Origin of the sequence: Vibrio sp. 10N.261.52.C2, from assembly GCF_041471425.1 — a bacterium.
Classification (GTDB): domain Bacteria; phylum Pseudomonadota; class Gammaproteobacteria; order Enterobacterales; family Vibrionaceae; genus Vibrio; species Vibrio crassostreae_C.
Genome location: NZ_JBFROH010000026.1, coordinates 37,639 through 56,996, shown reverse-complemented (window position 1 = coordinate 56,996; position 19,358 = coordinate 37,639). Strand labels below are relative to the sequence as shown.

Below are 19,358 nucleotides of genomic sequence, written 5' to 3'. Positions count from 1 at the left end.
CCTAGATATTGCTGCCCACAATAAGCACAATCACCTTGTGCTACAAGTCTTTAGCAACAACTTTATCGATACTTATTGAGAAACGAAACAAATGATAAACAAAACGTTATAGAAGTGTTTTTAGGGATAAAAGAACATTGAACATAAGAGTAAATCGCGATGGCAAAACAAAGGAATAACGACGATTAATGCGAGCGAAAACCCGAAAAAGGTAATCACCGCATCATTATTTAATGCTTAATATTTGCATAATAACTTGTAAGAATGGATATTATGATGAATATTAATTTAAATAATCCATTCACGGACAATAAACTGGAATACGTACTTGTGTTGAATACGATACGACGGAGTCATCCTTGCCTCACACGATAAAGGTTCGGTATCAAGTAGGAGTAGCAAGTTGCTATTTGCATGAAATGCATGAAGTTGAAGTTAAATTAAGTGCCTAAATTTGAATCATGTCGCAAATTTTGGGCTACGATTTAGTTATCACGTACGAAAGGGAATCCGTCAGTGAAAGCGTTTTGCGTATCAATACTTGCGTCAACATCCTTTTTGGCTAGCCCTGTATTTGGCCAGCAGCATGATATTTATCTCTACAATTGGGATGAATTTTTATCTGACAGCGTCGTTACCCAATTAAGGGACACCTACGGCATCTCACTAAAGCAGCAATATTTTTCTGACGAGTCCATTCGTGATGAAGTGCTATTGAGTGAACGACGAGGTGCGTTTGAATTGGTTGTCATTGAAAGTATGAAACTGAAAGCGCTGGCTAAACAGAACTTATTCCACAACCTGAGCGACTTGCAGCAATCCCTTTCAAGCAACTTTGACTCAAGATGGGTGGATGGGTGTGGCGAATATGGAATCCCCTACGCTTGGGGGACATCCGGCATCTTATACCGAAGCGGAAAAGTTGAGACTCCCAAGTCTTGGGGCGCTCTTCTAGACCCTGAAACCAAAACCAGCGGCCGAATCAGCATGTATTATGAGCCTACGGATTTGGTGAGTGCTGCGCTTCTGATGAATCAATTTGAGCCGTTTACCAACAACGAACAAGAACTTCGAGTCGCTTACAAAACGCTACAAGCACAGAAGCCTCACCTTGAAAGTAATGAATACGTTGTCGATTATATTCGTCATCCCGAACACTTAGCCAACATCGACCTCGCCTACGGATACTCAGGTGACAGCTATGTGCTTAATGATGCCGAACCTGAGGCATCTTGGGCCTACACAGTACCTCTAGAAGGAACAACCTTATGGTTAGAGTGTATGGCTGCAATTAACAACGGAGAGCGATCTCCACAGGCAACCACGATTCTCTCCTTCTTATCGCAACCCGAAATCGCCGCTCAAAACGCAATGGATTCATGGTTTGCAACGCCAAGTTCAAAAGCAAAAGCACTCACTTCTCAGGAGTATCAAAACGATCCCGAGCTTTTCCCGAATAAAGAAGTATTAGATCGCAGCTACCTTTATCAGCCGTTAGAACCGAGTAGCATTCAAATTCGCAATCGTATTGTCGACAGTTTGAGATAACTCATGCCAGTATTGAAGAAGCTCTATTTTGTACTTTTACCAACGCTGACATTTGTGCTCCTGATAGCAGGAATCGTGATGTACAACTTCGCATCAAATCATGCTAAGCACATGTATTTGGACAAGGTGCAATCTGATGTGAACACCGCTTTAGTCGCGGCGGAATACGAGCAGCTCCGCTTGTCCTTACTAGTTAAAGATATCGGTTCTTCGTTGCAGTTCCTCCGCTACATTCAAAATCCTGGCGACTACACGACTCTATCGCTATTGGAAAAACGAGTACTCCGAGTATTAAGCCAGAATCACGTCAATCAATTTGGGCAACGCAATGTTTATATCGTGGACCCTAAGTTCAAATTAACGCTTTCGACTCTCAGAGCCGATCCTTTCGAGGGGCTAAAGATCCCTGACAAGATTTACGAAAGAGTCTTCGATATATACACCTCGTTAATCAGCAAAAATGAACTCTCCTACGAAGGCTTCTCTTATATCTCGATCAGTGGAGAGCTCAGATACTCGTATGTTGCAGCAATTGACCCTTACCTCCTTCCCCAAGACAAACGTGCAAGTAACAGTTTAAATCGCTACATCTTGATTGCTGACGGACCTCTGATACAACTCTCTAGCTTATTAATCAAATACAATGACGATGACAATATTCAGTTCTTAATCGAGCCATCCTCTGACGCTGCCAACATCGGAAATACCCAATTCGTTATCAAATCAATTGAGCAAACCCAAGATAATATCAATGTGCAGATGACCAGCCGAAATCTCATCGCGCAAGTAAATATTCGAGAACAAAAGTTCAACCATGAGAAAGCCATCATCACTAAACAAACCTTGTTAGGTGGCTTTGGCACTCTCTTTACGATCATGTTGATCGTGCATTTAGTGGTGCGTTACCAACTTGTGCGCCCGCTTAAAGACTTACTTCAAGAGATATCGATCGGCGGGCTCAAACTTAGATACTTCAAACGCTCATCAGGGCAAAGTGAAGTTGATGGTTTAAAGAACGCGTACATAGACTCATTAACAGAGTTGAAGTTCGAAGCCGAATTCGACCAACTCACCAAGCTAGCTAACCGACGCTCTTTCATCAGACACCTTGATGTACGACTAAAAAGCTCGATGAGCCCACACTGCTATGTGGTTTGTTGGGACATCATCGATTTTCGTAAAATTAACGATCTCTACGGGGCAAAAGTTGGTGATAATGTACTGATAAGCTTAGCTCAAGCACTGAAAGAGACACTACAAAACCAACAAGCCTCTTTGGGCTTTAGTTGCAGTGATTACTCTTTAGCCAGACTGGGAGGGAATCAGTTTATCGCGATCTTGGAGATGGGTAAGAACCAAGTGATAAACGAAGAAATTGAGAACATCAACAATACGCTGACCGGCACCACCTTCCTTGACTACTATGGGTTTCGATTATCACTCGCAACAGGTGTTTTACCGCTCGACACGCCAAAGTTCGATGAGATTTGGCACCGATGCATCGATGAAATGTTAGCTAATGCGAAGTCTCATAGTGATGGCGAAAGTCGTATTGTTTATGGCGAAGAGTTGTTACATACCTTGGAACGCCATGACGTTGTAGAGAAAAGACTCTTAGAGTGCTGCGAAAGTGACAACTTTGAACTTCGCTTTATGCCTATTTTTAACGCCAAGACACTTCAGATAGATGGCGCGGAGTGCCTGATTCGTTGCCCAGCCTTATTCGATATCGATGCGGGACCAGAAGAATTTATCCCAGTTGCAGAAAAGAGTAACCTTATTGCCAGGCTCGACATGTGGGTCATTGGCACCGCGATCAAAAGCTATAAAGAGCTTTCAGAACTTCATAAATACAAGGGCACTCTGTCAATTAATATCTCGGCGATGGAGCTCTACAACCGTAATTTTGCCGACAACATCCGTAAAGTACTCGAACGTTATCAAGTGCCACCTGGCAACATTATTATAGAGATTACCGAGACCAGTTACGTGAAAAGTACCAAGCTTACGGTGCAGACTATCGAGAGCCTCAGAAGCTTAGGTTTAAAGGTCTCCCTTGACGATTTTGGTACGGGCTACACAGCGTTTAACCAACTTCTCCACTACCCTGTGGATGAGCTCAAAATTGATAAGAGCTTTATCGATAACATGGTAGACGACAAGGCCGACCGCAAGTTGGTCGAATCTATGGTTAACTTAGGCCACTCTTGTGACACGCTAGTCGTCGGAGAAGGTGTTGAGTCGATAGAACAGTATCATTACCTCAGAAAAGCCAACTGTAACCTAATACAAGGCTACTTCTTCAGTCAGCCACTCACTTATCTGGAATTCATCGAGTTTGTTCGAAACCATAACCCGCAAGCAATTTTAAACCCGCAGTCTGTTAGCAGTTCGAGATCTAACGAGCGAATCGTTGCACTCACTCAAAAGTAGTAACCTTAAACCTAAACCTAAACCTCAAAGCCTCTCTTCCTATTCAAGCGCGGAAAGCCACTATAGCTATAACTAGTAGTAGAACTATCTTCATCAGAGCAGGAGCTCTCTATTGGCTGCACATTGAATGAGGAGGCAAATAAAGAATGGCAAAAGCCATGATAGTGAAGCGGGAGAATGGTGAGCGTACAGTCAACAAAACCTAATGATCTAACTTATCGCTGATGCGGGGATTAACTCTGCATCGTCGTTAGTAGCTCCATCATATCTTTAGAGCTGATGTTCTTCTTATGCCTGACTACAGCGTCAATCATCAATTCTAAATTCCCCGCAGAGATATAATCCTTAAGCACGTCATTGAATTTTTCCTGTATCTCATCACTTGTGTACAATTGCTCAGGAATGAAGAATAGAAACTGACTGCCACTACTACGAAACGAGATAGTACTTTCCGGTACCTTTGCCGTCAGGGACTTAGCAGCTGAACTCACCACCAAGTCTCCATATTCAAGTCCATACTTTTGGTTTATCTCACTAAGGTTTCTGATTCTTACAAAGTAAAGGTCGAAATTACCGTTTGTTGGATAGCTGTTCTTAACAAACTGCATGAGCGAGACTCGATTGCGAAAGCCAGTAATGAAGTCGGTAGAATGAAGTTTTCGTTTGATTGCAAAGTCGACGTAAAAAATTGCTCCTGTCACAAGCAGTAGCAACACCAGAAATACGCTGCTTATCTGATGCATCATCACCAACTTGTCGACCATTGTGGTGTTTTCTTCAATAACCGGGCTTTGAAGTCGAAACTTTTCGTTAATAAATTCGACCAGCGTGTTGTAACAAATATCAATTTTCTTCTGCAGTGATTCCTTAGGCAAAGCGCCTTGATTCACCAACTTAATTGAGGATTCTAACGACTTAAACTTTTCAAACTCTGCGGTAAAGTACGGTTTAAAGTTTGCTGAGCGAATAAAATTGGACGATTCAGTGCTGTTGATCAGAATATCAAAACGACTCCAAGTAATGTCATATGCCAACCAAAGTTCATCATAATCAATCGTCTTTGCATGGCTAACCATCAAGAAGTTTGCATACTCTTTGACGAGTTGAAAAACAAACCAAGTGGCCTCATTTTGGCGGTTAGAAAAGCTCTTGTTGATGTCATTAATTCGAGTGACACTGTAGATATTGACGGATAGAACAACCACGGCCAAAGACAAAACAACGACTTTGATTGCGGCCATAGACAACAGCTTCTTCATAATTAGCCTCTACAGGTGAATATCACGAATCTGCCAAATCATCTTGGCATGGAAATCAGGGGTATTGGTTTCAGGGTTCGCAGAGATTGGGTAAATCAACCAAAACGGGCCTTTCTCTCTCACAGACATAAACTCCCCATTCTTTTTAATCGCAATGATGGGTTCATAGGTATCAAAATCTTCTTTGGGCACCGCAATTTTGTAGTCATTCAATGCTACGAAAGTGACTTGTGATGATATCGGTAGATCCATATTTTCAAGCACCGTTTGTAACGTCACACCACTATAAACGGTCAGACCCTCGACCCAAGGCAAGGTGGTAGTAATTTCTTTTTGAGGAAGTGACAGGAGTTGCTCTCTACTAAAACCATGCTTTTGCCCGGAGTGGTCGAAAACCGTTAACTCTGAGGCTGCAAAAATCGAAAACGAGCAAAGCCAAAGCATCACCAAGAATACAGTTCTCATTCTAAACTCCATTTAAAAAGGTCACTAATTTGAGTCTAGTATAAATTGACCATTTAACTTGTACCGATACCACTCAGATTGATTGGTATCGCTTTATCCCTAATGCCCCTACACCTCGCTGTTTTTCAATAACTTCGCCGTTTCTCTGTCTCTTCCATCACCGCTCTCGTTCAGCACTCCCTACCCGCTTGACGTATTCCTTCTCAACCGTCTAGTAACAAAAACTCGTATTTTACTCTGCGTAAGTAAACCAATAAGCCCTATGAATACGTATGAAACAACAAAATTAACAATAAATATGAGTAAGTCAGTAGCGAAAATGCTGGTTGCTGCATAACCTTTAATCGAACGTAAGCAGCTTTAAGAGGCTTAATAACGAGTTCCAGTCGTTTCTACTTCACCAGTTGATCTCGTGTATTGATCTTAGAAAGCTTACTCATTTCATAATCAAGGGAATCGAGAATGAGTTTGAATATAAAAAAATTTAACCCCATGGCGACACTTTCTACCCTAGTAATGACGCTGGTCATGTTTCCTGTTTCTGCTGAAGTTAATCAAGAACAATTCGAATTAGGTAAACAAAAAGCTAAAGTGTGTATGACCTGTCATGGCGCTGATGGCATCTCAACACAAGATCCCTACCCGAACCTTCGCGGTCAAAAAGTGGGTTATCTCATCTCTTCATTGAAAGATTACCAGACTCGAGAAAGAACCAGTGGCTTAGCGATTCTCATGCAACAACAAGCCGACACGCTCTCAGACCAAGACATCCGTGACATTTCCTATTTCTATTCTGTGCTCGGCAACGAAGCAGGCTCGCTCAGCGATTCAAATTAAGTCAGCGATTCAAAACCTCTAGGCAAGGAGCCTTGTTATGGAACAAGTGACAACGCAATACAGCATTAAGGTCGTGAAGTACTTCATCATTGCATCCTTAGTGTGGGCGATTGTAGGTATGATCATCGGCGTGATTCTCGCCGCGCAATTATATTGGCCAGTCTTAAACTTTGATTCTCAGTATTTCCAATTTGGTCGACTGCGTCCGCTACATACCTCTGGAGTAATTTACGGCTTCGTCGTGAATATCTTGATGGGGACGTCTTTGTACATTGCCCAGCGAACAGGCCATTGTGACTTGTTCAACAAAAGCCTTTCATGGATGGTATTTTGGGGCTGGCAATTCATCCTGTTACTTGCGGTCATTTCCTTACCCGCAGGCCACACTACCTCAAAAGAGTATGCGGAGCTTGAATGGCCAATCGACTTGATGATTGTGTTGGTTTGGGTGCTGTACGCGGTGTTGTTCTTTGGCACCCTTGCTAAACGAAAGGTCAGCCATATCTTTGTGGCTAACTGGTTCTTTGCTGCATTCATTATCGTCGTTGCAATGATTTTCATCGTGAACAACCTCGCGATGCCTGTGTTGGCGATGAAGTCCTACTCTGTGTTTGCAGGCGCTCAAGATGCGATTGTTCAATGGTGGTGGGGACATAATGCCGTCGGTTTCTTGCTGACCGCTGGTGTGATTGGTATGAACTACTATTTCATACCCAAAGCGGCGGATCGACCTATCTACTCGTACCGTTTGTCTGTGATCCATTTCTGGGGCTTGGTCGGCTTTTACACGTGGGCCGGAACGCACCATTTGGTTTATTCTTCTGTTCCCATCTGGATTCAGAACATCGGCATCGTTATGTCTTTGATCCTGTGGCTCCCTTCTTGGGCAGGCGCGTTCAATAGCGCAATGACCCTCCTACAAAATAAAGAAAAGCTGAAGTCCGACTACATTCTTTTATTCTTTTTCTCAGCGATTCTTTACTACTGCTTGGCAACATTCGAAGGTCCGCTACTCGCTATTCGCTGGTTCAACATGGTGGCACACAACACCGAATGGATCATCGGGCACGTACATTCCGCGGCTCTCGGATGGGTTGGGATGTCAGGGATAGCGGTTTTTTACTACTTCATTCCACGCTTATGGGGCCAAACCGATCTATGGTCACGACGACTGATTAAATGGCACTTTTGGCTTGCTCATGCTGGCGTCGCCATCTATGCAATAGCACTTTGGATCGCAGGCATCGGCGAGGGATATATGTGGCTCGCTCAAAATGAAAATGGCGAACTGATTTACAGTTTTGTAGAAGCTATGGACTTTAAAGCACCTTGGCTATTCATGCGTTTCTTTGGTGGCGCGCTGTTTGTACTTGGATTGTTCTTAATGGCTTTCAACTTGTACAAAACGGTTCGTATGCCCGTAACAAATGATGCTAAACACACTGTTAATGAAGGAGCTTAAATGATGAGTAAAGACTTTACACATTCAATCGTCATTTTAATTTTGACCACTGTTGTCGTGGCCTCCTTCTCTTTATTGGTCTGGGTAGTGCCAAGCATTGTCCGTGGCGATGATATTGCCAAAGGCAGCTTAGCGATGCCTCTCACACCGATTGAGTTAGCAGGCCGAGACATATACATCAGTGAAGGCTGCCATGTTTGTCACACACAAATGGTTCGCCCTCTAGAGCCAGAAGTGAAGCGTAATGGTCGCCCGAACCAAGAAGCAGACGATATCTATGAGTTTCCTAACTTGTGGGGCTCTAAACGTACTGGTCCTGACCTCACTAACTTAGGTAGAAAGTATTCTGACCAATGGCATGCTATTCACTTAATTGACCCTCGAAAAGTCGTACCGACCTCGATCATGCCCTCTTACCCGTGGCTATTTGAGCAGACTCTGACTGGCGATGATATTAGCGCCAAAATGGAAGTGTTACGTACCTTAGGTGTGCCTTATACCGATCAAGAAATTGGTGATGCCCGTTTGCAAGTAAGAGGCAAAACCAAAGGTGAAGCTCTGATTCGCTATTTACAAAGCCTGGGTAAAGATACGTCACAGGAGGTATCACAATGAGCACATTCTGGAATCTATGGGCGGTACTCTTAACCTTAATATTCTTTGTTCTGATGGTGTCTGTTGTCGTTAAATACTGGCGTAGCAATCACAAGGCCGATCACGACCACACCATTGGCACCTTTGATGGTATTGAAGAGAAAGATGCTCCTCCACCTAAGCTATTATTTGTCAGTTATGCAGTGGCATTTCTTTTGTCTGCTGGTTATTTGGTGCTCTACCCCGGGCTCGGCGAATGGGAAGGGTTAGTCGATTGGGAACAAAGCGACGATAAGCTCAGTTCACCATCCACCACTCTCAATGAGCAATTTGCACAAACCAGTGAAACCACGTTAGAAGGACTAGCTGCCGTCCCAGAGATCGTGAACAGCGGTAGGATTCTATTCCAAACTCACTGCGCCGCTTGTCACCGAGATAACGCTCAGGGACAAAAGCACTTTCCTAATCTGATAGACCAAGAGTGGCTTTATGGTGGCAGTGATGAAGCTGTGATTCATTCAATCGCCAAAGGCCGGAACGGTGCTATGCCGGGTTGGAGTGAAATCATGCGCCCAGATGAGGTGGCAAAAGTCTCTTACTATCTAGCGTCTCTCAACCAACGTCATACCGATGTGCCGGAGATTAAAGTCGAGCTCGGTAAAACCTTGTTCGTCCAATACTGTTCGTCTTGTCATGCTGACGGTGCTGTCGCTAACCCAGCGATTGGTGTACCTGATCTTTCCGATGACATCTGGCTTCACGGCGGCAGTATTGAAGAGATTCAGCACACCATCAATTACGGTTTGAACAACCTAATGCCTGCGTTTGATGAGCAGCTCACCGAGAACGAAATACTCGCGCTTGGGGCTTATATCCGACACGCTGGTGAAGTGGAGCAACAAAGGCTCGCGAGTTTGAAAGCGTCATCTGTTGAGCGCGGAGAATATCTCGCTTATGCCGGTGACTGTGTGGCTTGTCATAGTGCAGAAGGTGGCGAACCCTTTGCTGGCGGCCTACCCTTTGTCACCCCCTTCGGCACCGTGTATTCAACCAACATAACGCCACACACTACCGAAGGTATTGGGACTTATGACTTCGATGATTTCCGAGCGGCGTTAGTCGCAGGTAAAGGCAAGAATGGTTACCTGTACCCTGCAATGCCTTACACCTCCTATCAATACCTCACCGACCAAGACATGGTGGATTTATGGGAATACATGCAGTCAATCACCGCCGTGCCGCGACGCAATGATGACAACAGCATGATGTTTCCATCCAATATTCGCTTAGGTTTGCTTGGCTGGAACATCGTATTCATGGATACCGACCCTATTGATTATGAAGTGCCAGAGGAACTCAAAGGAGAAATTGAGAATGTCGATAAGTGGCAACAAGGCAAATATTGGGTCGCAGGACTTGGTCACTGTTCGGAGTGCCATACACCTCGAAATATTGCCCAAGCACTGATACCAGAACGTATTTTCCAAGGTAACTTGATCGACGGTTGGAACGCGCCTGATATTACAGCCAATGAGCTCTATATCGATGGTTGGGATGAAGCAACACTCACAGACTTTTTACACACAGGACATTCAGACAAAGGCACCGCTTTTGCGGGTATGGCTGATGTAGTGAAAAACAGCCTAAGCTTGATGACGCGTGAAGATATTGAGTCGATGTCCTATTACCTACTCAGTGGGGACATCAACAACACCATTGCCAGTGATGCCGTTCAGTTACAGCCTAAAGGGTTTGATGAAGCTGCGTATGCCAGTGAAATCTACACCACGTATCGTCAAACCTGTGGGGCCTGTCATGGTGACGATGGTAAAGGTCGCGATCCAATCGCCCCTACTCTGTTGAACAACGGTATTATCATGCACAGCGACCCATTCAATACCATTGCGGTAACGGTGCGCGGCTTGCAACCCACCTATCTCGACAAAGACAGAAATTTCATGCCAATGGCAAGTTTTGAGGATGTACTGTCGGATCAACGCTTAGCTGAGTTAATCACGTTTGTGCGTTTAAACCTTGGCGACAGAAATGAACCGGTCACGGCTGAGCATGTTCGAGAGGTAAGAGAAACACTTGAAGCAGCAGGCTATGCAGGTGGATTACACACCACACCTGAAATGTACGAAAATCGAGATAAGAACATTGACATACGATAGGCGCTGTAGCTGTGCGTAGCCGATTGGCCCAACAAGCAGCGAACAGCACGTAACTTTTATGTTTGCCTAACAAGCCAAAAGGAGACCACTGTGTCTCCTTTTCTTTTGCCCAAACCCAAGTTTTCGATACTTTGCCGTACAACACAATTGTAACTAACTGATTACACAATTAAGCAGAGCTGAACATAATGCGATCAATCTCGCAGAACAAAGATGACACCAAGTGCATAATATGCAAAATTTTCTAAAGATGTACTAAGGACAGTTATGGATACAACTACACTCATCTACGATACGTTGGAAGGCCTGTCGAGCGCAAAGCCTCAGCAACACGCTCAAATCCGCCAAAATCTATATAACCAATTAGATTTATCATTTGAGAAGCAGTTGGCTTTGTATTCATCAGTTCTTGGTCCAGCAAGTGCTGGTAGATTGACCGATTTGGATAGTGCAGTGATGTCTGCACGCAATATTGTTGGCTTAGAAAACAGCTAAGCAATCTTCAACCTATCTCAACTTTAACGCTGCCATTGTGCAGCGTTTTTTTATGGACGCTATTTACGATAAGTAAGGTTGGTTACGATAAATGCTGTTAGTTGCGATAAATACGGTTAGTTGCGATAAACGCGGTTAAGAAGATAAGTGCAGTTGGGTCTGTTTTTCAAGTTACACGCATTCTCATTTGGTTAATCTTATGTTCCATTTTTAACAGGTGTGTAACCACAATAATGGCGCTAATGTTAGTAGCACGTTAACCACACATCGGATGGAAGAATCATGAGAGTACTTATTGAATATACACAAACAGGCAAATACCGTGATCATGCGTGGGAAGCATTAACGATTCGTTCAAAAGGCGAAATTCAAGCTGTAACTCCCTCTTATGCGGCTCAGCTTATCGAACAGAACCGCGCCAGCTTATTGACCACTGAAAATCAAGATATCGTCATCCAACCTTAATGGCTTCAAGGGCTACCCCTCCTAGTTCCTTAAATCGAATAGTTCGATGACATAAAAAAACGCTGCATGGGTGCAGCGTTTTCTTGTTTCTGGCGTATCGTATTTCTAACGTAGATAGTTTCTAAAGTAGAAAGCTTCTAACGCATCTTGTTTCTAGTGCAAATAGCTTGATTACTTTGGCAGATTTTCTAACGCTTCAACCATCGTCATCAATTTATCGACAATCCTTTCGCCGTCTACTCGCAAGCCATTGTGTTCATATTCATTGGTGATCCACGCTTTCGAGTTAGGAATGTTCGCCAATGTTTCACGGCTGTAATCCAACTCAACGTACATGTCATCGGCGTAAACGGCACACGCCATTGGCACTGTATTCTTGCTCAACTGCTCTGCGTTGTACAAAGTGCCCCAGTCCGACTTTTCAGCCAACATGTTCGCGGCTTCACGCAGTGGCTTCAGCGTTTCAAGTTGGTCGAACATCCATGGGTACACCATTTCACCAGTAAACCAGAACTCACTGCCCGATTGGTAGTTGAAGTGTGGGTACTGCTCACGAACACGATGTGCAGACCAGTTAGACGCTGTACCTTGACAGTAAATCGATTCATGCAAGATTGCGTAAATTGGGTTAGTTAAGTAACCCTGCTCTTGCTGCATTTGATTTAGGAAGCTGTAGCTCAGCTGTCTGTTACCGTTCACTTCAACAAACGCACTCTCCAGTGTGAAATACATTGGAAGGTTTGCTTCGCCGCCACCAAGATTAATACCTATTAGCTGGAACTGTTCAACTGTGAACACCTGACCGTTTGGCAGTCTCACATCGTTGTTGAGCAGGTAATCAGAGATCTCGCGACACATAGCTTGTGCTTGTGGGAACTGAGCAAAGAAAGCTCTGTTTTTGTCTTCTACACGCTTGTAAGTCGCACGATAAACATCGTCAGCTTCTCGTTCAATAGAAGGAATGCCGCCCGTCACATAACAACGCTGCAAGCTCTGTGGGAACAGTGACAAATAGCTCAGTGTACAGAAGCCACCAAAGCTTTGACCAATCGTCGACCATTGCTTAATACCAAACTGTTCACGAATCGCTTCAGCGTCACGAACGATGTTATCCGCTCTGAAATGCGTTAAGTATTCGACTTGTTGTTCTGGAGACAAATGCGCCAAAGTTTCATGGCTGATAACCGTGCTGTTGCCAGTACCACGTTGGTCTAGAAGCAGAACACGGTAGTTTTGTAATGCACGCTTTAGCCAACCCGATTGACCACTCACCCGTGGAGAAGGAAAACCTGGGCCGCCTTGAAAGTAGATCAACCACGGCAGCTCTTGCTCATCTTTAGCGAGATCAACCAGCTCACGTGCGAAGACTTGGATCTGTTGTCCATCTTTGGCTTGATAATCAAGTGGCAACTCGAAAGAGTGCTGACGGTACAGGGTGGTTCCATCAATAAAGTTAGCTTGCACGCTTCATTCCTTTTTATCTGATTCTAAAGTCATTGGTACGAATAAAAATGGCACCCTTTGGCACCGTAGTTAGCAAGATACGCATACTAGCTTGTAAATGAAACCGTTTGTTGAACCTGAATGTGAAGGTACTTCATTAAATCGCCAAATTAGCTTTATACGCGTAACAACTTGTGTCAAAACAGAGAGTTTAAGATGTGATCTATTGAGAAGAAGAACAAAAGTGGGACACAAATAAAAAGAGCTTAACGAGGTGAGGATACGTTAAGCTCTTTGGTTTTATCTGTTGTAAATGAGGTTTTTAGGTTGAACAAGCTCAGGCTTTATAGGTTTAGTTTCTATAAGCCAAAGATCTATAAACTGAGCTTCTGTAACTTATATCTCTATAAAACAAAGCTAAGAAGCCTCGAGCTCACCTGCACCTTGAATTGAACGTTGGCTGTTTTCAACAAGGATAGCCGTCGCCGTTTCTTTCAACGCGCCCCACTCTCCATCGTCAACTTCAATGCCCTCGTTCCACGCCTTCTCTTGAGTTTTAAAAAGCGCTTCCGATTCAATGTGTGTTTGGTAGCCATCTGACAAACGTTCGATATCGAAATCCTGGACGGAAAGCTCGATGGTCATATTGTGGATATGATCGTCCGATGCCAGAGGCAAATCTGATAAAAACAGTTCTGGTGCAACGCAACCACGGTTAAGCACATACAAGGTGCTCTTAGGATTTGAGCCATTATCCCAACGTGCGGTACATGCGATGCCTTTCGCTGCCAGTTTTACAAGCTCACTGTACGCTAACCAACGGTTATGGCAGTTGTTTAGCTCGATTTTCAGCGTCTTTTTACCGACCATTTTTTCAATGGCGTAATCCATCACCACAGGAAGATGACACGCTAAGCTCGCCTTGTGCAGGTCCACTTCAACTGTGTTGTCGCTTGTCACTTGGATGTCTACAGGGCAATCGTCTTCTAGCCCCATAAAGTTGCTCGCATTGTTAAAATGACGAACACCATCCAAGCCAACCATTTGTAAATCTGCCACCATGTTCGCTATCACATCGGCTTCACCACATGTACGACGCATACCCAGAAAGGCTTTATTAACGGCCGCTACCAGTTCATTGTGAGAAACGATCATAACGATTTACCTCCATGTTGAGCGTTGATATGTGTAGGAACTTTATTTGAGTCAGCGATCTCCGCTTCACTTGGTAAGATTGGGAACACCCATTCGTCCTGATGAATTTCATCAAGCAACGGTGCACCTTGGAAAAACGTCACTCGTACCCAACGGTCTGAGCGAGGATCAAACTTAGTCGCTCCAAACATCGCTAGCTTACAACGCAGCAAATGCATTGGTGGTGAGTCTTGGTGCAGCACGTTCATTTGAATGTCGCCCATCGCCTTGTTACCTAACGTCCACACACGGCGCGCAATGGCACGATGCTGCGGTTGTTTAACAAGGAATTCAGCCAATGAAAGCTCTGGCGCGAATTGCAATAAAGCATGGTACAGACGGTAAGCTTGACGGCCGATATCCAACGGCAGTTCGCGCTCTTCGCCGAGTTCCTCGCCTCGAACACCGAGCCTTGGCTCTTCTTTGTCCTGAGAGCGATACCAGAACCAGTAGTTATTTTCTGCTTTCGTAAAGTCAGTCGTGATCGCCCAACGGTACTTTTCTTCTAACACAACCAATAGGTCTTGGATCTTTTTGCCACTAGGAAGCGACAGTGTTTCGCTACAATTCATTTGCTCTTGATGGGCGTCCACTAATTCTGGGTACAATTCCATCAAGCATGAGATAAGGATTTCTTGGGCTTCCATACTCATGTGCTTAGATTGTTCAACTAACTGCGCCCATGTATCGCAATGGTTTACAGAAGCTTCTAGTGACTGTTCTGCGTGTTTCAACTCATCAACAGCGGTTTTGTTCAACTCTTGCTGATTTTCATTGATGGTAACAACTTGTTCTAAATGACAAATCGCTTTTTTAACTAATGTACGTAGGGGCTCAATCAATGCCGTATCCGTGTGATTAGCTAACACGTCAGCTAATGCATGCTCACGGGTTGTCATCCATTGATCGACAATACTTGGGTGGTTAATCAGATATGGCGCCATACCTAAACCTGTGGCATTACCCACACCTAGGTAGCGTTGTAAGCCTCTGTGCAAGGTAATCGCTTGTTCACCGCCTTGTTGCTCCGCTAGGTAATGAACCCAATCTAGGCTGAACTCACGCAGCATATAAACAGCACACATTTGAGCACTGAACGATTGATTAAAATCTGGATTCTTTTCCAAGATTTTAAAGTCAGCAATACCAAACTTACCATTACCATAAACCGCTGTGGTTCGTAGGATGTAGCCAACTTCCGCTAGCTCTTTTGGCGTTGGTTGAACACCTTTAGCCAAGTGACTAACAATATGTTCAAACACTCGTACACTTTTGTTGGCACGCGCTAAAACAAGCACATTGTTAGGGTTACGGCCTGCTTCTTGTAGCGGTACATTCGCACGAAGTCTCTCAAGTAGGGTGACATCAACATCACCAAGAACCAGAGCAAACGTTACGTCCCACTTTTCAGCAATTACACGGTCATTTCGTTCGTCGTCTGCAATCTCATCGCAGAAAACAACCAAATGATAAACATGATTTGGCGTCTCTAGCTTATAGATAACATGACCAAAACCTCGAGCGTCTAGTTGCCACTCATGCTTAGTCACTTTCCATTGCTGTTGCGCCATTTTACGAATCAGAGTTCTTACGAAGCTGATGCGTGTTTGGTGCATAGCACCCAGTCTTTCCGGTGCCATGACGACCGTTGCGTCACGTAGTGCTGATTCAGTGTAGGTAGAACGATGTGCATCCATTTTGCTCACCACCTTATAGTTATTGGATTTTGCTAGCCATTCAGAACCGATCGTTGCTGTCTTTTGAAGCATATATAGCGACAGTATGTTGGTTAGCTTTCACGTTTTTAATCGTTATTGATATTATCGAGGCAAGCGAACTCGCCACTTATTATTTGTCCTGACTAGATCGATTGACCTAAATACGTGCCGCCCGGTGTATCTTCACCAGTACGGTTTTTATATTCCTTCCGGAATCTTGTATCAGCCTTCTTTCAAAGGCTCACACCTTGTTTATCTTCAGTTTTTAGAGAGCTTTATCTCTACATTTTCTTCTTTATACCGGCATTGATGTTTTATAAGCCTTGCTCTTTTGCCATCTTGATTGCGATTTGAGGCGCATTCCAAAGTGATGGCAACAAGATTAAGGACACCGGTACCGCTGTGATAACTATGAATGATTGCAGCGCTGAAATACCGCCGGAACCTAGGGAAATCAGAATCAATGCTGTTACCCCCATCATCACACCCCAGAAAGTACGAATAATTGCGTTAGGCTCTGTCTCACCGCTGACTACCACACTGATGGTGTAAGTCATTGAGTCACCTGTCGTTACGATGAAGATCGTCGTCAAGATCAAGAACAGAATAGAGATAAGCATTGGCATTGGTAGTTGCTGAGTTACTGCCAGTAGCGCGCCAGGTAAATTAAAGCCTTCGAACGCTTTACTTACGCTGCCTGGGTCTGCAATTTCAAACGCAAGGCCAGAACCGCCAACAATGGTGAACCAGAAACATGTTACGAACGGTGCAATAAGACTGATGGTTGATACCAATTGGCGAATACTACGACCGCGTGAAATACGTGCGATGAAGATTGCCATCATTGGGCCGTAACCTAAGAACCAACCCCAGAAGAATACTGTCCACCAGCTCAACCAACCTTCGTCACCACGGTATGTTGCCATTGGGATGAAGTTGTCTATCATGCTGCCTACACCTTGGATGTAGCCATTGAAAATGAAGTTTGTTGGGCCGAAGATCAGAATGTAGACCATCAATGACATTGCTAAAATTACGTTGTAACGGCTTAGCATTTGCATTCCGCGGTTAAGACCACTTAATGCCGACAATGTGTATAGAATGATAGCGAACAGGATGATGATAAGCTGCGTCGTGAAGCCATCAGGAATATCAAACAGTGCGTTCAGTGCGTAGCTCACTTGCAAGCCTAAGAAGCCGATAGGACCAATGGTGCCCGCCGCTACTGCGACAATACAACATGCATCAATCAATGCGCCGGTGTGACCTTTCAATGCTCGCTCGCCTAAAACTGGGTAAAGCAAAATACGAGGTTTAAGCGGTAAGCCTTTGTCGTAGTGAAGGTGCATCACCACAATAGACGTTAAGCTACCGACAATGGCCCATGCTAGAAAACCCCAGTGCATGAAGGATTGCGATAAAGCATTCACCGCGCCTTGCTGTGCGTTTTCTTGTGCGCCGTACAATGGTGGTGGGCTAACGTAGTGAGCGATAGGCTCTGCTGCTGCCCAAAATACACCGCCACCTGCCAGTAGCGTACAGAAGATGATCGCCATCCAACGGAAGCCGTCCATTTCAGGTTTAGCGATGCCGCCTAGGATAACCTTGCCTGTTCGTCCTGCCGCCAGGCCAAGACCAATAAGAAAAGTCAGAAGAAGAAGCATTTGCCAGTAAGGACCGAATACTTTTACAGACCATGCAAAGCCCGTATTTACTAGGCTTGATAACAGCTCGCCATCAAATAGAGCAAGTGCCACGAACAGAGCGATAAAACCGCCGCTGTACCAAAGTGCTGGGTTGGATAGGCCTAATTTGTCTGACGTAGACTCAGACTCGTTTGTGTTGCTTTTTGCATTAATTGTTGTGTGTGCTTGACCCGCATTTAAGCTTGAAGATTTCACGCTATTGGTTAAATCAGACATACTCTGACTCCAGAGGTTTCTTTGCAGCTGTCATTTGAATGATGACTACAAGGGTGTATTTAACACCTGCCCTATTGTTTTTTGTGTTGGGCAGGCTAATCCATGTTTGGGTTACCGCGTTGCGAAATAGACCGTTGTTCCTTTTGAATAGTGAAATTGGTTTAAGCAGCACTTGCTTATTGAACGTTTGTTAGAAGGCTGCTAATTCGATGATGGCTCGCGAGAAACCGTTAACCCTTGGTTTGAGGCTCTAGGCCATCTTTCAAGAAGTTAAACCAGTTTTCTCCCAAGACTTGCCCAGCTTCAGACTCGCTGAAACCATGACGCATCAATCCGTTATATATGTTTTCCATACCCGCACTACCACAGAACCAAGGCAACGCATCTGGCCAACCTGAGTTGTTTGCAGAGCCTTCACCGTAGTCCATTGCCTTCGACCAACGACCATTTCTCATCCATTCAAGAACGGCTTGAGGTTGGTTTAAGCATAGGTCACTGCCAATACCGAGGTGCTCTACGCCGACCATGTCAGCCGTAGTCGCAACCATCTGGCAGAAATCTTCCAAGGTACATTGGCTGCCGTTTGGTAGGTGGAATGGGTACAAGCTGAATCCGATTAAGCCGCCGCGTGCGGTTAGAGCTTTAATTACATCGTTTGATTTATTTCGTAGTGCATCATGAGCAAACGTCGGGTTCGCATGGCTGATACAAATAGGACGAGAAGACAAGTCGATAGCTTCAAGTGTTGAGCGCTCTGCACTGTGAGACATATCTATGATCATGCCCACTCGGTTCATCTCTTCGATGGCTTGTTTACCAAAGCGAGTAATACCTGTGTCGTTCTTCTCGTAGCAACCCGTCGCCAATAAGCTCTGGTTGTTGTACGTCAGTTGCATGATCAAAAGACCTTGCTTACGCATCACTTCGATAAGACCGATCTCATCGTCGATTGGAGAACAGTTTTGAGCACCAAGGAAAATGCCGACTTTGCCAGTCGCTTTTGCAGTCTCGACATCAGCCATTGAGTGAATCGGCATGATAAGGTCTGCGTTCTGCTCGAATCTTAAATTCCATTCTGCAAAGCGAGATAAGGTTTCACGAGCCGTCTCGTGGTAAACCGCGGTAGCGTGAACTGCTGTAATGCCGCTCGCCTTTAGTGTTTGGAAATATTCTCTGTTCCAATTGCAGTATTGCAATCCATCTATAACAATCCGTTGCTGGTACATAACCACTCCTATTGAAAGCTCAGTGTTCTAGCTCGGTTTTGAAAACACGCTCAAATAACATGTTTTCAAAAATGGGTTAAATCACTTGTCTAAGTTCGTTTGCTGCTTTGGTTTGAATGTTGG

At 44.5% G+C, this 19,358-nt stretch carries 15 protein-coding genes; 8 read left to right on the top strand and 7 right to left on the bottom strand.

Features of this window, described 5'->3' with window-relative positions:
- Positions 1-516 precede the first annotated feature (516 nt).
- Positions 517-1,548, top strand: coding sequence for an ABC transporter substrate-binding protein (locus tag AB4307_RS10730; RefSeq protein ID WP_372131862.1), 1,032 nt, complete (start codon positions 517-519; stop codon positions 1,546-1,548).
- Between the two features lie 3 nt (positions 1,549-1,551).
- Positions 1,552-3,981, top strand: coding sequence for a putative bifunctional diguanylate cyclase/phosphodiesterase (locus tag AB4307_RS10725; protein WP_372131860.1), 2,430 nt, complete (start codon positions 1,552-1,554; stop codon positions 3,979-3,981).
- Between the two features lie 233 nt (positions 3,982-4,214).
- Here the strand turns inward: AB4307_RS10725 and AB4307_RS10720 are convergent, their stop codons facing one another.
- Both AB4307_RS10720 and AB4307_RS10715 read right to left on the bottom strand, forming a co-directional pair.
- The gene (locus AB4307_RS10720; protein WP_017069848.1) at positions 4,215-5,240 is read right to left on the bottom strand and encodes a GGDEF domain-containing protein; all 1,026 of its coding nucleotides are present in this window, start codon (positions 5,238-5,240) and stop codon (positions 4,215-4,217) included.
- A 9-nt stretch (positions 5,241-5,249) separates the two neighbouring features.
- Complete coding sequence (locus AB4307_RS10715; protein WP_372131858.1) at positions 5,250-5,705, bottom strand: putative pterin-binding protein; 456 nt, start codon at positions 5,703-5,705, stop codon at positions 5,250-5,252.
- A gap of 462 nt (positions 5,706-6,167) precedes the next feature.
- On the opposite strand from AB4307_RS10715, the gene AB4307_RS10710 reads away from it, so the two are divergent.
- The 6 genes from AB4307_RS10710 to AB4307_RS10685 all read left to right on the top strand — a co-directional run bounded on the left by AB4307_RS10710 (position 6,168) and on the right by AB4307_RS10685 (position 11,732).
- Positions 6,168-6,542, top strand: coding sequence for a c-type cytochrome (locus AB4307_RS10710; protein ID WP_029235248.1), 375 nt, complete (start codon positions 6,168-6,170; stop codon positions 6,540-6,542).
- 37 nt (positions 6,543-6,579) lie between these two features.
- Positions 6,580-8,004, top strand: coding sequence for a cytochrome-c oxidase, cbb3-type subunit I (ccoN, locus tag AB4307_RS10705; protein ID WP_017069846.1), 1,425 nt, complete (start codon positions 6,580-6,582; stop codon positions 8,002-8,004).
- Positions 8,005-8,619 carry a cbb3-type cytochrome c oxidase subunit II gene (locus AB4307_RS10700; RefSeq protein ID WP_017064719.1) on the top strand — a complete coding sequence of 205 codons (615 nt, stop codon included), beginning with the start codon at positions 8,005-8,007 and terminating at the stop codon, positions 8,617-8,619.
- Complete coding sequence (locus AB4307_RS10695) at positions 8,616-10,772, top strand: c-type cytochrome (protein ID WP_372131856.1); 2,157 nt, start codon at positions 8,616-8,618, stop codon at positions 10,770-10,772. Before AB4307_RS10700 ends, AB4307_RS10695 begins: the two co-directional genes overlap by 4 nt.
- A gap of 267 nt (positions 10,773-11,039) precedes the next feature.
- On the top strand, positions 11,040-11,267 hold the full coding sequence (locus AB4307_RS10690) for a PAS factor family protein (RefSeq protein ID WP_372131854.1): 228 nt from the start codon (positions 11,040-11,042) through the stop codon (positions 11,265-11,267).
- A gap of 282 nt (positions 11,268-11,549) precedes the next feature.
- Positions 11,550-11,732: a hypothetical protein gene (locus AB4307_RS10685; protein WP_372131852.1), complete on the top strand. Its 183-nt coding sequence runs from the start codon at positions 11,550-11,552 to the stop codon at positions 11,730-11,732.
- A gap of 171 nt (positions 11,733-11,903) precedes the next feature.
- Here AB4307_RS10685 and AB4307_RS10680 read toward each other — a convergent pair whose 3' ends face one another.
- The 5 genes from AB4307_RS10680 to AB4307_RS10660 all read right to left on the bottom strand — a co-directional run bounded on the left by AB4307_RS10680 (position 11,904) and on the right by AB4307_RS10660 (position 19,235).
- Positions 11,904-13,196 carry an alpha/beta fold hydrolase gene (locus AB4307_RS10680; RefSeq protein WP_017064721.1) on the bottom strand — a complete coding sequence of 431 codons (1,293 nt, stop codon included), beginning with the start codon at positions 13,194-13,196 and terminating at the stop codon, positions 11,904-11,906.
- A 396-nt stretch (positions 13,197-13,592) separates the two neighbouring features.
- A complete protein-coding gene (locus AB4307_RS10675) occupies positions 13,593-14,330 on the bottom strand; it encodes a DUF3726 domain-containing protein (RefSeq protein ID WP_017064722.1) in 738 nt (245 codons plus the stop codon).
- Entirely contained in the window at positions 14,327-16,138 is a 1,812-nt protein-coding gene (locus AB4307_RS10670) for a hypothetical protein (protein ID WP_372131850.1), read from the bottom strand. The genes AB4307_RS10675 and AB4307_RS10670 overlap by 4 nt, the downstream gene beginning before the upstream one ends.
- Before the next feature lie 263 nt (positions 16,139-16,401).
- Positions 16,402-18,009, bottom strand: a complete 1,608-nt coding sequence (locus tag AB4307_RS10665) for a BCCT family transporter (protein ID WP_372131848.1) — start codon at positions 18,007-18,009, stop codon at positions 16,402-16,404.
- Between the two features lie 230 nt (positions 18,010-18,239).
- On the bottom strand, positions 18,240-19,235 hold the full coding sequence (locus AB4307_RS10660) for a membrane dipeptidase (protein WP_017060833.1): 996 nt from the start codon (positions 19,233-19,235) through the stop codon (positions 18,240-18,242).
- Positions 19,236-19,358 lie beyond the last annotated feature (123 nt).

Excerpts from the sequence above, each read along its gene's own strand:
- AB4307_RS10725 (WP_372131860.1), top strand. The coding sequence starts at position 1,552 with ATGCCAGTATTGAAGAAGCTCTATTTTGTACTTTTACCAACGCTGACA.
- AB4307_RS10720 (WP_017069848.1), bottom strand. The coding sequence starts at position 5,240 with ATGAAGAAGCTGTTGTCTATGGCCGCAATCAAAGTCGTTGTTTTGTCT.
- AB4307_RS10715 (WP_372131858.1), bottom strand. The coding sequence starts at position 5,705 with ATGAGAACTGTATTCTTGGTGATGCTTTGGCTTTGCTCGTTTTCGATT.
- AB4307_RS10710 (WP_029235248.1), top strand. The coding sequence starts at position 6,168 with ATGAGTTTGAATATAAAAAAATTTAACCCCATGGCGACACTTTCTACC.
- ccoN (WP_017069846.1), top strand. The coding sequence starts at position 6,580 with ATGGAACAAGTGACAACGCAATACAGCATTAAGGTCGTGAAGTACTTC.
- AB4307_RS10700 (WP_017064719.1), top strand. The coding sequence starts at position 8,005 with ATGATGAGTAAAGACTTTACACATTCAATCGTCATTTTAATTTTGACC.
- AB4307_RS10695 (WP_372131856.1), top strand. The coding sequence starts at position 8,616 with ATGAGCACATTCTGGAATCTATGGGCGGTACTCTTAACCTTAATATTC.
- AB4307_RS10690 (WP_372131854.1), top strand. The coding sequence starts at position 11,040 with ATGGATACAACTACACTCATCTACGATACGTTGGAAGGCCTGTCGAGC.
- AB4307_RS10685 (WP_372131852.1), top strand. The coding sequence starts at position 11,550 with ATGAGAGTACTTATTGAATATACACAAACAGGCAAATACCGTGATCAT.
- AB4307_RS10675 (WP_017064722.1), bottom strand. The coding sequence starts at position 14,330 with ATGATCGTTTCTCACAATGAACTGGTAGCGGCCGTTAATAAAGCCTTT.
- AB4307_RS10670 (WP_372131850.1), bottom strand. The coding sequence starts at position 16,138 with ATGCTTCAAAAGACAGCAACGATCGGTTCTGAATGGCTAGCAAAATCC.
- AB4307_RS10665 (WP_372131848.1), bottom strand. The coding sequence starts at position 18,009 with ATGTCTGATTTAACCAATAGCGTGAAATCTTCAAGCTTAAATGCGGGT.
- AB4307_RS10660 (WP_017060833.1), bottom strand. The coding sequence starts at position 19,235 with ATGTACCAGCAACGGATTGTTATAGATGGATTGCAATACTGCAATTGG.